The 14,019-nt window shown below is 70.8% G+C and carries 12 protein-coding genes; 9 read left to right on the top strand and 3 right to left on the bottom strand.

Going from position 1 to position 14,019, the window contains the following annotated elements:
- The first annotated feature begins 438 nt into the window (after positions 1-438).
- The 6 genes from ACIBVL_RS14770 (at position 439) to ACIBVL_RS14745 (ending at position 8,061) form a co-directional block, all read left to right on the top strand.
- Positions 439-1,452 carry a hydroxyacid dehydrogenase gene (locus ACIBVL_RS14770; protein ID WP_399097468.1) on the top strand — a complete coding sequence of 338 codons (1,014 nt, stop codon included), beginning with the start codon at positions 439-441 and terminating at the stop codon, positions 1,450-1,452.
- A gap of 369 nt (positions 1,453-1,821) precedes the next feature.
- The gene (locus ACIBVL_RS14765; RefSeq protein ID WP_399097466.1) at positions 1,822-3,153 is read left to right on the top strand and encodes an ABC transporter substrate-binding protein; all 1,332 of its coding nucleotides are present in this window, start codon (positions 1,822-1,824) and stop codon (positions 3,151-3,153) included.
- A gap of 11 nt (positions 3,154-3,164) precedes the next feature.
- On the top strand, positions 3,165-4,049 hold the full coding sequence (locus ACIBVL_RS14760; protein ID WP_399097464.1) for a carbohydrate ABC transporter permease: 885 nt from the start codon (positions 3,165-3,167) through the stop codon (positions 4,047-4,049).
- Entirely contained in the window at positions 4,049-4,963 is a 915-nt protein-coding gene (locus ACIBVL_RS14755) for a carbohydrate ABC transporter permease (protein WP_399097462.1), read from the top strand. Before ACIBVL_RS14760 ends, ACIBVL_RS14755 begins: the two co-directional genes overlap by 1 nt.
- Before the next feature lie 86 nt (positions 4,964-5,049).
- A complete protein-coding gene (locus ACIBVL_RS14750) occupies positions 5,050-6,639 on the top strand; it encodes a family 43 glycosylhydrolase (protein ID WP_399097916.1) in 1,590 nt (529 codons plus the stop codon).
- A gap of 378 nt (positions 6,640-7,017) precedes the next feature.
- Positions 7,018-8,061 (top strand): LacI family DNA-binding transcriptional regulator, encoded by a 1,044-nt coding sequence (locus ACIBVL_RS14745; protein WP_399097460.1) that lies wholly within the window; start codon positions 7,018-7,020, stop codon positions 8,059-8,061.
- Positions 8,062-8,238: 177 nt separating this feature from the next.
- On the opposite strand, the gene ACIBVL_RS14740 is transcribed toward ACIBVL_RS14745, so the two are convergent.
- Positions 8,239-8,859, bottom strand: coding sequence for a hypothetical protein (locus ACIBVL_RS14740; protein ID WP_399097458.1), 621 nt, complete (start codon positions 8,857-8,859; stop codon positions 8,239-8,241).
- A 72-nt stretch (positions 8,860-8,931) separates the two neighbouring features.
- Here ACIBVL_RS14740 and ACIBVL_RS14735 point away from each other — a divergent pair, with 72 nt between their 5' ends.
- On the top strand, positions 8,932-9,564 hold the full coding sequence (locus ACIBVL_RS14735) for a VOC family protein (RefSeq protein WP_399097456.1): 633 nt from the start codon (positions 8,932-8,934) through the stop codon (positions 9,562-9,564).
- Positions 9,565-9,627: 63 nt separating this feature from the next.
- On the top strand, positions 9,628-10,023 hold the full coding sequence (locus tag ACIBVL_RS14730; protein WP_399097454.1) for a VOC family protein: 396 nt from the start codon (positions 9,628-9,630) through the stop codon (positions 10,021-10,023).
- Here the strand turns inward: ACIBVL_RS14730 and ACIBVL_RS14725 are convergent.
- Both ACIBVL_RS14725 and ACIBVL_RS14720 read right to left on the bottom strand, forming a co-directional pair.
- Positions 10,012-10,686 (bottom strand): helix-turn-helix domain-containing protein, encoded by a 675-nt coding sequence (locus ACIBVL_RS14725; RefSeq protein WP_399097452.1) that lies wholly within the window; start codon positions 10,684-10,686, stop codon positions 10,012-10,014. The genes ACIBVL_RS14730 and ACIBVL_RS14725 overlap by 12 nt on opposite strands.
- Positions 10,687-10,809: 123 nt before the next feature.
- Positions 10,810-12,003 carry a YihY/virulence factor BrkB family protein gene (locus ACIBVL_RS14720; protein WP_399097450.1) on the bottom strand — a complete coding sequence of 398 codons (1,194 nt, stop codon included), beginning with the start codon at positions 12,001-12,003 and terminating at the stop codon, positions 10,810-10,812.
- Positions 12,004-12,126: 123 nt separating this feature from the next.
- Between ACIBVL_RS14720 and ACIBVL_RS14715 the strand changes: the two genes are divergently transcribed.
- Positions 12,127-13,761, top strand: coding sequence for an acyl-CoA dehydrogenase family protein (locus tag ACIBVL_RS14715; RefSeq protein ID WP_399097448.1), 1,635 nt, complete (start codon positions 12,127-12,129; stop codon positions 13,759-13,761).
- The last annotated feature ends 258 nt before the right edge of the window (positions 13,762-14,019 follow it).

The raw sequence follows: 14,019 nt of genomic DNA, 5'->3' as shown, positions 1-14,019 counted from the left end.
GCCCCGCCAGACTGTCGCGCGCTGCACTGCCAACGCAAGGCTCTGACCTGCGGATACCGTACGGCAGGCGCTGAGCGGAGCTCCAGCACACATCCCCGCGCCAGCCTCCGTCGCCGCCGGTCCGGCAGCGACGCTTTCGACGCAGGTATCAGTAAACGGTTACGAACCGAGCCACCCGCATAGCCTTCGCGGCACCGACCTCCCCCGGGCCTCCCGCTCCCTCATGCCGACACCGGAATCACCGCCCGTCCACCACTCCACGACCGGCGCCCGCCCCTCTCCCATCTCAACGCCCTTTCTGAGGTGGACCTTTGTCACAGATGCCGCCCGAAAGGTTTCCGACCGGGCGATCCCTCCGACCGATTGACCACGTCTCCACGGCAGACCTACGGTAGAAGGCACTTACAGAAAGCGTTTCCCATGCACCTCAGGAGAGTCATGCCCAGCGCCCAGCTGCCCAGGGCCGTGTTCGCCATGGATCCGGTGCACCTCCCCCTGCTGTTCCCCACGCCACTCCTGGCCCGGCTGCGACGGACGGCCGAGATCGATCCGGCCGTCGTCGTCAGGGATTTCGCCGACCCCGCCGCCGCGTCGGCGCTGTCCGTTGCGGACGTTCTGATCACCGGTTGGGGCTGTCCCCACCTCGACGCGGGGGCGCTCTCCGCGACCCCGCGGCTGCGTACGGTCCTGCACGCCGCGGGCTCCGTGCGCTCGCTGGTCGGAGAGGCCCTGTGGGAACGCGGGGTAACCGTTTCCAGCGCGGTCACCGGCAACGCCCTGCCGGTCGCGGAGTACACGCTCGCGATGATCCTGCTGGCGGGCAAGGACGCGTTCGCCCACCGCGAGCGCTACGGCCGTACGCATACTCCGCCCACCCAGGCCGAAACCGCCGCCATCGGCAATCTCGGCCGCCGGATCGGCGTCATCGGCGCCTCCCGGGTGGGACGCCGTCTGCTCGAACTGCTGCGTCCGCACGACTTCGAGGTCCTCCTCCACGACCCGTACGTCGACGCGGCGGAGGCAGCCGAACTCGGCGCCCACCTCCTCTCCCTGGAGGACCTGCTCAGGCACAGCGACATCGTCAGCCTGCACGCGCCCGACATCCCCGAGACCCACCACATGCTCGACCGCCCCCGTCTCGGGCTGATCCGAGACGGCGGCGTCCTGATCAACACCTCTCGGGGCGCCCTCGTCGACCATGCCGCCCTCACCGACGAACTGGTCTCCGGCCGGCTGCACGCGATCCTGGACGTCACCGAGCCCGAGCCTCTGCCCGTCGACTCCCCCCTGTACCGCCTCCCCAACGTGTTCCTCACCCCGCACATCGCGGGCTCCCTCGGCAACGAACTGGAGCGGCTCGGCCGCATCGTCGTAGAGGAACTGGAGCGCCTGGCGGGCGGCCAGCCGATGGCGCACGAGGTGCGGCACGCGGATCTGGCCCGGGTGGCCTGACGCGCGGGCGGGCCCCCGCGCTGACAGCCCTCACCCACCGGCGACGACGCCGGCTGCACTCGGGCCGTCCCGCCCCGCGGAACGCCGGACGGGAAGCGGTGGCGTCGTAAACGCTTTCCGCTGTCTGACCTGCGTCGGCTCCCCGACAACCTTCCCCTTTCGACAAGTTTTTCCCGTACACCCCCTTGATAAGGGGGAACCGCTCGGCCTACGGTCCTCAGCAACCGGTTTCTACGCAGTTTCCGCTTCGGCCGATCCCCACGAGCGCGAGCCGATGTCGCAGCCGATGTGCCGGCCACCGTTCCCGGCCAGTACCGAGCCGCCGTTCTCGCTTCCTCCGAGACGCCTACTTCCGAAGGATCACGGTCAATGAACTCCACCAGCCCCCGGAGAAGGTTCGCCCGCGCCGCCGTCGCGGGTCTCGCGCTGACAGGTCTGCTCTCCGCCTGCGGCGGCTCGGGCGACGGGGACTCCTCGGCGTCCGGCCCGGTCACCCTCCCCTTCTGGGGCTGGGCGAACGGCCAGGACGCCGTCGTCAAGACGTTCAACGCCTCCCACAAGGACGTCCAGCTCAAGTACACCAAGGTCACCGACCAGCTGACCATGCAGAAGCAGCTCACCAACGCGGTCAAGGCGGGCAACGCGCCCTGTCTGGTGCAGAACACCGCCGAGTACGTGACGAGTTGGGTATCGCAGGGTGCGCTGGCCGACATCACGAAGTACGTGGAGCCGAGCAGGAACAAGTTCAACGCCGGTTCCTGGGCGGGCGCGCAGGTGCAGGGCAAGCTCTACGGCGTCCCCACCAGCTCCTCGCCCAACTTCACGATCTACCGCACGGACATCTTCGCCAAGTACGGCCTGAAGCCCCCTGCCACCTGGGACGACTTCATCGCCGTGGGCAAGCAACTGAAGAAGCACGGCATCAAGATCACCAACTACGCCGGGGAGGACCCCAGCACCCTCGAGGTGCTGGCCATGCAGGCCGGCGCGCACTGGTACGCCATCGACGGCAACTCCTGGAAGGTGGACTTCCAGGACGCGGGCACCCTCAAGGCCGCGAAGGTGATCCAGGACATCATCGACAACGACCTCAACTCCAAGCTCTCCTTCGCCGACTACGCGGCCGTGCAGCGCAACTACGACAACGGCGGCACCGTGACCCGCCAGATCTCCACCTGGCAGATGGCCGGCATGGTGCAGAACTTCACCAAGTCGGACGGCAAGTGGGCGCTGTCGCCGTGGCCGACGTTCACCGGCGAGGCCGCCAAGACCCCGGCCGGTACCAACCTGACCGGCAGCGTGACCCTGGTGACCAAGCAGTGTGCGCACCAGCAGCAGGCCGCCGAGGCGGCCCTGTGGATGTCGACCGACGCGAGCGCGGTCAAGACGATGGCGAGCCCGGAGACCGGTAACGGGGTGATGCCGGCCCTGGCCGACAGCGGCGCGTACGTCGACGAGGCGATCTCCGCGAAACTGCTCGGCGACAACTACGAGCCCGCGAAGAAGGTCGTGACGGACAGTCTGCAGACGATCACCGCCGACTGGACGTTCGGTCCGAACTGGACCGCGATGTTCACCGAGATGCAGGCGGGCTGGGCCAAGGTGGTCAACAAGCAGGAAACGGTTGCTGACCTGCTGGCACACATGCAGCAGTGGACGGTCGACGACCTGAAGTCCCGCGGCATCAGCGTCACGGGCTGAGGCGGACCTCGATGATCCGGTCCCAGCGCTGGAAGGGCGCCGCCTTCACGGTGCCCTTCCAGCTCGGCTTCGTCTTCCTCTATCTGCTCCCGATCGGCTACGCCGTCTACCAGTCGCTCTTCCGCGAGCAGCGGTCCGGGCTCGGACTCGGCGGGGCGACACGGGAGTTCTCCGGACTCGCCAACTACCGCCAGGGCCTGGCCGACGCGGCGTTCCTGGGCTCCGTCCTGCGGGTCGTCCTGTTCGCGTGCGTGCAGATCCCGGTGATGCTGCTCGTCAGTCTGGTACTGGCCCTGCTGCTGGACGCGCTCACCACACGGGCGGCGAGCAGGTTCCGGGTCCTGCTGCTGGTGCCGTACATGATCCCGGGTGTCGTCGCGGCGATCGTATGGATCAACCTGTACAGCCCGGAGGTGGGCCCGCTCACCCCGCTGGGCCGGGCCCTCGGCTTCGGGTGGGACTTCTTCGCGCCGTCGATGGTGTGGCCGTCGATCGGCAACCTGCTCACCTGGCACGGCATCGGCTACAACATGGTGATCATCTACTCCGCGCTCCAGGCCGTGCCCCGCGAGCTGTTCGAGGCCGCACGGCTGGACGGCGCCTCCGAAATACGGATCGCCCGCAGCATCAAGGTGCCCTACGTCCGGGGGGCGTTGGTGCTGACCGGGCTGCTCGCCATCATCCAGATGCTGCAGATCTTCAATGAGCCCGCGCTGTTCCGGAACGTCACCCCGCAGACGGTGAACGACGGCTTCACCCCGATCATGATCATCTACAACCAGGCGTTCAACGCCGGCAACTACCACTACGCCGCGGCCCTGTCGGTGCTGCTCGCCCTCGTTCTGGGCGTCGCCTCCTTCCTCTTCTACCGGCTGACTTCGAGGGAGGCCGACTGATGACCCTCACGGAAGACCCCGCCACGACGCTTCCGGCCCGTACGGTCCGCCGCCGCGCCCGCCCTGACCCGGCCGCCCGCTCCCGCGGGGGCCAGCGGTTCCTGCTCCTCGGGCTGGTCCTGGCGAGCGCGTACAGCCTGTTTCCGGTGTGGTGGCTGATGGTGGCCGCCACCAAGGACCGCGCCGGCCTCTACGGCAGCAACGGCCTGTGGTTCTCCGGCATGCACCTGTGGGACAACCTGCACCAGCTGTTCACCTACGAGCACGGCATCTTCCTGCGCTGGACGGCCAACTCCCTGCTGTACGCCGGGGTCGGCTCACTCGGCGGCACCCTGATCGCCCTCGCCACCGGTTACGGCCTGGCCCGCTTCGACTTCCCCGGCCGCTCGGCCGTCTTCGCCTGCGTGGTGGGCTCGTTCCTGATCCCGATCGCGCTGCTCACGCTTCCGCTGTACCTGCTGTTCTCGGAGATCGGCCTGGTGGACACGCCCTGGGCGATGCTGATCCCCTGCCTGATCAACCCGTTCAGCGTGTACCTCGCCAAGGTGTACACCGAGGCCACGGTTCCCTTCGAGCTCCTGGAGGCGGCCCGGCTGGACGGGGCGGGAGAGCTGCGGATCTTCGTCAGCATCGTGCTGCGGATGATGACGACGGGCGGCGCGACGGTGTTCCTGCTGGCGTTCGTCAACACCTGGAACGCCTTCTTCCTGCCGCTGACCGTACTGCGCGGCGAGGAGAACTGGACGCTCAACATCGGCCTCTACAACTGGAGCGGCAAGCGCCTGGAGTCGGGTGTGGACCTCACCAGCCTGGTGCTGACCGGCGCGCTGCTGTCCATCGTCCCGATGGCCGTGATGATGGTCGCGATGCGCCGGTACTGGCGGACGGGCGTCACCCTGGGGGCGCTCAAGTGAATGCAGTACACGCCGAGCAGTCCACCGACGACCGCATACGGTCGAACGCCGAACGCATACAGCCGAAGGCCGACGGCATACAGTCGCTGGTCGCCCGCAACCCCGTCATCCGCGGTTTCGCCCCGGACCCCTCCCTGATCCGGGTGGGCGACTGGTACTACGTGGCGACCAGTTCCTTCGAGTGGTTCCCGACCATCCCGGTCCACCGTTCCCGCGACCTCGCGCACTGGGAGTACGCGGGGCACGTCGAAGGAGCGGCTCCCGGGGGGACGCTGGCAGGTGTCCCCGACTCGGGCGGCATCTGGGCGCCGTCGCTGAGCTGGGACGGTGAGCGCTTCTGGGTGGTCTACACGGTCGTGCGCTCGGTCGGCACGCCCTACTTCGACCAGGACACGTACGTCACCACCGCACCCGAGGTCAGCGGACCCTGGGCGCCGCCGCGCCGCGTCGCGACCCACGGTTTCGACCCCGCCCTCTTCCACGAGGACGGCCGGCTCTGGCTGCTCAACCTCCAGAACGACTCCCGCCCCGGCGGACAGCGCTTCGCCGGCATCGTCCTCACCGAACTCGACCGCGGCACGCTCGCCCCGGCCGGCGGCACCCACCTCCTGCTCCAGCACGAACGGCTCGTCGAGGGGCCCAAGTTGCTCAGCCGCGGCGGGTGGTATCACCTGATCCTCGCCGAGGGAGGAACCGGTTTCGAGCACGGCGTCCGCAGTGCCCGCAGCCACCGCCTCACCGGCCCGTACGAGCTCGACGAACGCCCCCTGCTCACCTCCCGCGACGATCTGCGGCTGCCGTTGCAGAAGGCGGGGCACGCCGAACTGGTCGAGACGCCCGGCGGCGAGTGGTTCCTGAGCCATCTCGCGGCCCGCCCCGTGCGGACACCGCACGGCCCTCGCTGCACCCTCGGCCGGGAGACCGCGATCCAGGCGGTGACGTGGGACGCCGAGGGCAAGCCACGTCTGCGGCAGGGTGGTTGGCACCCGGCGGTGGAGGTCGCCGTGCCGAGAGCCGTCCGGCAGGACCCCCAACCCGCCCCTCACACGGACCCCGTGGGCTGGCCCTGGAGCACCCTGCGTGAACCGCCGGACGCCTCCTGGGCGGACCCGGTCTCCCGCCCGGGCTGGATCCGGCTGCGCGGCCGCCAAGGGCCGGAGTCCCGCTGGGCGCAGAGCCTGCTCGCCCAGCGGCTGACCGAGCACCGGGCCACCGCCGAAGTCACGGTCGAGGCTGGGCCGTCCACCTTCACGCAGGCCGCGGGTCTGATCCTGCGCTACGACGCCGAGGCCTATCTCTCGCTCGACCTGACCTGGGCGGAGCCGGCGGGTGAACGGCAGTGCGGGCAGCAGTGGCGGGGCGGGGGCCGGACCGTGCTGAGCCTCGTCGAGCGGGACGAGACGGGTGCGCGGCAGGCCGCGGTCGTGGACGTCGACGCGAGCGCGCCGCTCACTGTGGGGGTCACGGTCGAGGGGGCCGAGGCCCGTTTCTGGTACGTCCATGAGGGTGTGCGCGTGCCGGTCGGGCCGCCGCTGGACTGCGGCCGGCTGTCCGACGACCACGGCGGGCGGCTGCGCTTCACGGGCACGCTGGCGGGCATCCACGTACGGGACCTGGTGGACGCCTCGTTCACGGCGGACTTCCGGGACTTCCGGCTGACCTGCACGCCGTCCTGACTCGGGTCAGGATGCGGAATGTGAAAGTCGGTACACCGGATCCCGCATACCGGCTCTCCACTACCGGATCCCGCATACCGGCTCTCCACTACCGGATCCCGCATACCGAATCCCGCACACCGGATCCCACCCACCGGCGTTCATCTACCGAATCCCCCATACCAGCCCTCGCCCACCGCGCACCGCCGCACACCACCCCTCCGCTGTCGAAATCTCAGCCCCCGCCCCAAGATCCCGAGTTCCCCGGCGTCTTCACGTCCCGCTGACCCACCCCTAGGATAGCAAGCGCTTTCTGCGAGCCGTCTGTTCGGATCGGCTCCGAAAGGGCGCTGGTCGAGCTTTCGCTGGCCCTCGGGCGGGCCGGAGAGGTGGTTCCGCATGGTGCGCACGGCGAGTGCGAGCGCGACGGCCGGTCCGACGCTGGCGGTCGTGGCCCGCGAGGCGGGGGTGTCCGTACCCACCGCCTCCAAGGTGGTCAACGGCCGGGAGGATGTCGCACCCGAGACCAGACGCCGGGTCACCGAGGCACTGGACCGGCTCGGTTATGTGCGCCGACCGCGTTTCGACGCGACGAAGCCGCCCCGGCTGGTCGACCTCGTCGTGCACTCCCTGGAGAGTTCCTGGTCGGGGGCGGTCCTGCACGGGGTGGAGGAGGCGGCGCACGACGCGGGCCTGGACGTGGTGGTCTCGGCCGCCCTGTCCCGCACCCGGGTCGGCCGTCCGCAGCGCGGTTGGCTGGACAAGCTGACCGCGCGCGGATCGGCCGGAGTGCTGTTCAACCTGGCGGAGTTGACGGACTCCCAGTACGCGTGGCTGGAGCAGCACCGCACCCCGTTCGTGATGATCGACCCGGTGGTGGAGCCACCGCCGGGGGTGGTGTCGGTGGGCGCGGCGAACTGGCAGGGCGGGGTGACCGCCACCGAGCATCTGCTGGCTCTCGGCCACGAACGCATCGCCGTGATCGCGGGGCCGCGCCGCAAGCTGTGCAGCAGCGCCCGGGTGGCCGGGTACCGTTCGGCGCTGGCCTCGGCGGGTCTGCCGCATCGGCCCGAATACCTGCGCGACGGCGGTTTCGAGGAGTCCGGGGCCCACCACCGGATGCGTGAGCTCCTCGACCTTCCCGAGCCGCCGACGGCGGTCTTCGTCTGTTCCGACCGGATGGCTCTCGGGGTCTACCAGGCGGTGCTGGAACGGGGGTTGAGGATTCCGTACGACATCAGCGTGGTCGGTTTCGACGATCTGCCGGAGTCCCGCTGGACGACCCCCGCCCTGACCACCGTCCGGCAGCCGCTGGCGGAGATGGCGGCGACGGCGCTGCGGCTGCTGGTGCGGATGATGGACGGCGAGCGCCCGGAGGGGACGCGGACGGAGTTGTCGACGCGGCTGGTGGAGCGGGCGAGCACGGCTCCACCCAGGGGTTGAGCCCGCCGAGGGGCGCCGGGCCTCAGGGATGCACCCGGGCCGCCCAGGCGGTTCCGCCGCGCAGTTGGTCCAGGAAGTCCGGATCCCGGTACGCCTCGCAGGCGTGGCCGAGAGCGGTGTAGAAGACACAATTTTCGGGGCCGTTTCCCTTCGGCCGCCCGCCTCGGTTCCCCCGGTTCACCCGCCGGCGCCGACGTCGTTGTTCGGCGCGCCGTCTCCCACCGAGGGCAGGTCGCCGCGTTCCACCGGCTCGCCGCCGCCGGCGGGGGCGGCGGGCAGGAGGTCGTCGAGTTCGTCGGCGGTGGGGCGGTGGGCGTGTTCGGCGGCCGCGCGCAGGTCGTCGCGGGGTACGCCGTCGCCGCTGAGCCGGATGACGAGGTTCTTCTTCGGCACGGCGTACTCGCTCCGGCCGTCGGTGGTGCGGTACCAGTTGTCGCCGTCGCGCACGCAGGTGGTGGACGCGCCGTCGGTGCCGGGTACCGGCTGGTCGGGGCAGTTCGTGGCGGTGAACGTGTCGCGGTCGACGGCGAGTTGGAAGAACTTTCCGCTTTTGCTGGAGAAGTAGGAGGCGGAGAAACCGTCGTCGCCGTACACGCCGACGGACTGCTGGGCGAGGGTGTAGCCCGGGACGTCGGTGGTGTACACGAGTTCGGGAGCGATCCCCAACGCCTGTGCTCTGGCGGACAGTTCGGCCGGGTCGGCCGCCGCGCCGGCGTGCTCGTCGCCGCAGGCGGTCAGGAGCAGAGGCAGCAGAGGCAGCAGGGAGAGGGCCGGCAGGGCACGCAGGGCACGGATCACGGACTCATCCTGCCGCACAGGTGTTCCACAGGCGCGGCCTTTTCGGCGGCGGGGCGCGTAGGCTCGGGTGGGATGAACACGGTTCCCGCACGTCTCGATCACATCGTTCTCGCGACGCCCGATCTGGCGGCGACGGTCGGCGAGTTCGCCCGGCGCACGGGAGTGGTCCCCGCGCCGGGTGGGGTGCACCTCGGGCACGGCACGCGCAACCACCTGGTGGGGCTGGGCGGTCGTAGCTATCTGGAGATTCTCGGCCCGGATCCGGAACAGCCGGAGCCGGGGGGCCCGCGTCCCTTCGGCGTGGACGGTCTCGACGCTCCGCGGACTCTCACCTGGGCGATCAGTCCGCCCGATCTGGACGCGGCGGTCGCGGCGGCCCGCGCCCGGGGTTACGACACCGGTGACGTGCGGGACATGAGCCGGCGCCGCCCCGACGGGGGCCTGCTGCGGTGGCGGCTGACCGACGGCGGCTCTCCGCACCCTTCCGGTCTGGTGCCCTTCCTCATCGACTGGGGTTCCACGCCGCACCCCTCCGCCTCGGGCCTGCCCGTCACCCCGCTGCTGGAGCTGACGGCCACCGCCCCCGACCCCGACGAGATCCGCTCCCTGCTCGCCCTCCTCGGCACCGGTCTCGCCCTCAGCGAGGGGCCGGCGGCGTTCTCCTTCACGGTGGACACGCCGAACGGACCGGTGACGTTCGACTGAGGCCCTCAGGGTGTGTCCGTTTCCTTCAAGACCGGCGGCTCCGGGCCTGCCTACCGTGGCCGTATGAGTACACGATTCGATGCCATCGGGCTGGTCGTCTCCGACATGGCCGCCTCCGTCGCCTTCTACCGCCGTCTGGGGTTCGCGTTCCCGGACGGGGCCGAGCGGGAGCCGCACGCCGAGGCCCGGCTGCCGGGTGGGCTGCGGCTGCTGCTGGACACCGAGGACACCGTCCGTTCCTTCCACCCGGGCTGGCGCGCTCCGTCGGGGGGCGGCCGGGCCTCGCTCGCACTGCGCTGCGAGGGACCGGCGGAGGTCGACGCGGTGTACGAGGAGCTGGTGGGCGCCGGTCTGCACGGCGAGCTCAAGCCCTGGGACGCCTTCTGGGGCCAGCGGTACGCCGTCGTCCACGACCCGGACGGCAACGGCGTCGACCTGTTCGCGCCGCTACCGGAGTAGGTCGCTCAGTGTCGTTCCGGTGAACTCCCTTACGTCACGGGAGAGGTGGGCCTGGTCGGCGTAGCCGGTGCGGGCCGCCGTGTCGGCGTACGGCATTCCCGTGCGGGCCAGGTGGAGGGCGCGCTGCAGGCGCAGGATCCGGGCCAGTGTCTTGGGGCCGTAGCCGAAGGCGGTGAGGGAGCGGCGGTGCAGGCGGCGTGCGCCGAGGCCGAGTTCGTCGGCCGTGGCGGAGACGGGGCGGCCGTCGGCGAGTGCGGTGACCAGGCGGCGCAGTTCCGGGTCGGGCGGGGTCGCCCGCTCCAGCGCCACCTTCTCCAGCGCCTCTGCCGGGTGGTCCGCCCTGGCGATCCGGCCGGTCAGGCGCCGCACCTCGGCCGCCGGCCACAGGTCGGCGAGCTCCACGCGGCGGTCGCGCAGTTCGTGTGCCGGGACGCCGAGGAGGGTGGGCGCGGTGCCGGGGAAGAAGCGGATGCCGGCCCAGGTCGCGGGCGGGCCGTCGGGGACGTGGGCGTGGGTGTCCGGTCCCGCGACGAGGAGTCCGCCGTCGCTCCACAGCAGGTCCATGCAGCCGTCGGGCAGCACGGGCAGGGCGCCGGGTCCCGGCACCGGGGTGTTCGTCCACACCACCGCTCCGGCCAGGCGGGAGGGCCGCTCCTGGTACACGCCGGCCAGGCTACGCCACGCCCCGGGAGGCGGTCACGGACCGTTGCCGACCACCACGCAGCATCACACCGTCGGCGAACGGGTGCGCTTCCGGCCCCGGACGCCCACGCGCGTGCGTCTCGCTCATTTCTCCGTGGGGGGTGGTTCCTCGCCGTTCGGCCCGGTCGTGCCGTTCGTCTTGGGAGGGGTCGGGGCGCTCTTCGCGTGGGTGCGCAGGCGGCCGGTGACGTCGTCCGGGGGGAGGAAGCGGGACCAGCGTTCGGGGAACTCGGACGGCATGTCCGGGTCGTCGGGGTCGTCGTCCTCGTGGGAGCGGGCGGCGGTCAGGCGGGCGACGTACTCGGCGGCCTCCTCCTCGCGGAGCCGTTCGTTGGCGGCGCGGGCTGCGGCGGTGGCGGCGGCGGGCCAGACGCGGTCGATGGCGGCGTTGACGGCGGCGCCGACCAGGACGGCGAAGGCGGACACGCCGATCCACAGCAGGACGGCGACGGCGGCGGCGAGGGAGCCGTAGATCGTGGCGCCCTCGATGGTGTGGGTGAGGTAGATGCGCAGCAGGAAGCTGCCGAGGACCCACATGGCGAGGGCGACCAGGGCGCCGGGGACGTCCTCGATCCACGGGGAGCGCACGGGTACGGACACGTGGTAGAGGGTGGTCAGGAAGGCGATGGACAGGACGATCACGACCGGCCAGTACAGGACTTGGACGACGGTGGTCGACCAGGGCACGATCCGCACCACCGCGTCCGGTCCGGCGACCATGAGGGGCAGCGCGATCGAGCCGATCAGCAGGGCCGCGATGAAGAGCAGGAAGGCCACCAGTCGCGTTTTGACGATGCCGCGCACGCCGTCGAGGCCGTACATGACGGTGATGGTGTCGATGAAAACGTTTACCGCACGGGATCCGGACCACAGGGCGAACAGGAACCCTATGGAGATGACGTCGGGGCGGCCGCCCTTCATCACGTCGTCGAGGATGGGCTGGGCGATCTGTGCGACGCCCTTGTCGGACAGGACCGTGCGGGAGGCCTCCAGGAGGTTGTTCTCCAGGCTGCTGATGGAGTCGGTGCCGGTCCAGTCGTCGACGTAGCCGAGCAGGCCGATGAGGCTGAGCAGCAGCGGCGGCACGGACAGCAGGGTGAAGAACGCGGCCTCGGCGGCGAGGCCGAGGATGCGGTACTCGATGCAGGAGTTGACGGTGTCCTTCAACAGCAGCCAGGCGGTCCGGCGCTTGGAGACGTTCCGGTAGAGGGCACGCGCCCGGTGGAGGCGTCCCGCGGGGCCTCCGGGTAGCTCGGGTGACTGGCTGGCTGGCTGCACGCCCTAAAGGTATCCGCCGTTCGGGTCTGCCCTCACCTCCGGCGGGGCGGCGTCACCAGGTCGGGGAGCGGCGCGTGGTCTCGGGGTGGCCATGAGGGGCGTACTCGGGGGTACGTTCGCGGTATGGCAGGCAGCACGCACACCGTGAGCAACCAGCCCCCTCCGCTGAGCGGGTACGACGTCTACGGCACCGACCGCGCCCTGGTGTCCGCGGTGGAGCGGCATCTGGATCCCGCGCTGCTCGAGGAGGCGCGCGGGGAGCTGTCCGGGCTGGGGCGCTCCGCCGGGTCGGCGCAGCTGCAGGAGTGGGCGGTGCAGGCGAACGAGAATCCTCCGACGCTGCGTACGCACGATCGTTTCGGGAACCGGGTCGACGAGGTCGACTTCCATCCGGCGTGGCACCGGCTGCTGGGCAAGGGGGTCAGCGCCGGTCTGACGGCGGCCTGGGCGCGTCCGGGCGGGCATGTGCGGCGGGCGGCGGGGTTCGTGGTGTGGACGCAGGTCGAGGCGGGGAACGGCTGTCCGCTGTCGATGACGCATGCGGCGGTGCCCGCGCTGCGGGCCGACCCGGAGCTGGCCGCCGAGTGGGAGCCGAGGCTGACCTCGCAGATCTACGACCGTGAGCTGCGGCCCGTCCGGCTGAAGGCGGGGGCGTTGGTCGGGATGGGGATGACGGAGAAGCAGGGCGGCAGCGACGTTCGGGCGAACACGACGTCCGCGACGCCGCTCGCCGAGGACGGGACGTACACGCTGACCGGGCACAAGTGGTTCTGTTCGGCGCCGATGTCGGACGCGTTCCTGGTGCTGGCGCAGGCTCCCGGGGGTCTGACGTGTTTCCTGGTGCCGCGGGTGCTCGAGGACGGTACGCGCAACCGTTTCCTGCTGCAGCGGCTGAAGGAGAAGCTGGGCAACCGGTCGAACGCGTCGGGCGAGGTGGAGTTCGACGGGACGTGGGCGCGCCGGGTGGGGGCGGAGGGGCGCGGGGTGCGCACGATCATCGACATGGTCGCGGCGACCCGGCTGGACTGTGTGCTGGGGTCGGCGGGTCTGATGCGGCAGGCGGTCGCGCAGGCGGTGCACCACTGTACGTACCGTGAGGCGTTCGGCGGGAAGCTCGTCGACAAGCCGTTGATGCGCAATGTGCTGGCGGATATGGCGGTGGAGTCGGAGGCGGCGACGACGTTGGCGCTGCGGCTCGCGGCGGCGTGTGACGACGGGGGTGAGCAGGAGCGGGCGTTTCTGCGGATCGCGGTGCCGGCCGCCAAGTACTGGGTGACCAAGCGGTGTGCGCCGCTGGTGGTGGAGGCGGCGGAGTGTCTGGGGGGAAACGGTTACGTCGAGGAGTCGGGGATGCCGCGGCTGGTGCGCGAGTCGCCGCTGAACTCGGTCTGGGAGGGTGCTGGGAACGTCCAGGCCCTCGATGTGCTGCGGGCGTTGCAGCGGGAGCCGCAGGCGCTGAACGCGTATCTGCGGGAGGTGGGGCAGGCGCGGGGGGCGGATCACCGGCTGGACGGGGCGATCAAGGGGCTGCTGACGGAGCTGGCCGATCTGGGCGGGGTGGAGGCGCGGGCGCGGCGGCTGGCGGAGCGGTTCGCTCTGGTGCTCCAGGGGGCGCTGCTCGTACGGTTCGCGCCGCCGGAGGTGGCTGATGCCTTCTGTGCGTCGAGGCTCGGCGGGGACGGGGGAGCGGCCTTCGGGACGCTGCCGCCGAGTCTTGATCTGGCGGCTGTGGTGGGGCGGGCCGCGCCTCGGGTCTGAAGGGGGCCGGGCTGCGGGGACAGGGAGCGGGGGTGGTGCTGCGCCGACACGGCACCACCCCCGCGGCTTTGGCCCTGCGAGGCCAGAATCGCCGCTCGGGACGGCGTGGCTCAAGTTTCGGACACCGTGTGGATGTTCACCAGGGTTGCAGGGGGTTGCAACTTGTTGGTGGTTGTGACCGGAGTGGGTCCCTCCGGCCGGGGTGGGCGGCAAGATGGGGGCCTCAGCGAGACCGGAAACAGTCGGTGCGAAAACTTG

Origin of the sequence: Streptomyces sp. NPDC049687 (assembly GCF_044465285.1) — a bacterium.
Taxonomy (GTDB): domain Bacteria; phylum Actinomycetota; class Actinomycetes; order Streptomycetales; family Streptomycetaceae; genus Streptomyces.
The sequence above is the reverse complement of the archived record's forward strand: the minus strand, read 5'-3'. Positions and strand labels throughout refer to the sequence as shown.

Coding starts and splice junctions, on each gene's coding strand:
- ACIBVL_RS14770 (WP_399097468.1), top strand. CDS start 439: ATGCCCAGCGCCCAGCTGCCCAGGGCCGTGTTCGCCATGGATCCGGTG.
- ACIBVL_RS14765 (WP_399097466.1), top strand. CDS start 1,822: ATGAACTCCACCAGCCCCCGGAGAAGGTTCGCCCGCGCCGCCGTCGCG.
- ACIBVL_RS14760 (WP_399097464.1), top strand. CDS start 3,165: ATGATCCGGTCCCAGCGCTGGAAGGGCGCCGCCTTCACGGTGCCCTTC.
- ACIBVL_RS14755 (WP_399097462.1), top strand. CDS start 4,049: ATGACCCTCACGGAAGACCCCGCCACGACGCTTCCGGCCCGTACGGTC.
- ACIBVL_RS14745 (WP_399097460.1), top strand. CDS start 7,018: ATGGTGCGCACGGCGAGTGCGAGCGCGACGGCCGGTCCGACGCTGGCG.
- ACIBVL_RS14735 (WP_399097456.1), top strand. CDS start 8,932: ATGAACACGGTTCCCGCACGTCTCGATCACATCGTTCTCGCGACGCCC.
- ACIBVL_RS14730 (WP_399097454.1), top strand. CDS start 9,628: ATGAGTACACGATTCGATGCCATCGGGCTGGTCGTCTCCGACATGGCC.
- ACIBVL_RS14715 (WP_399097448.1), top strand. CDS start 12,127: ATGGCAGGCAGCACGCACACCGTGAGCAACCAGCCCCCTCCGCTGAGC.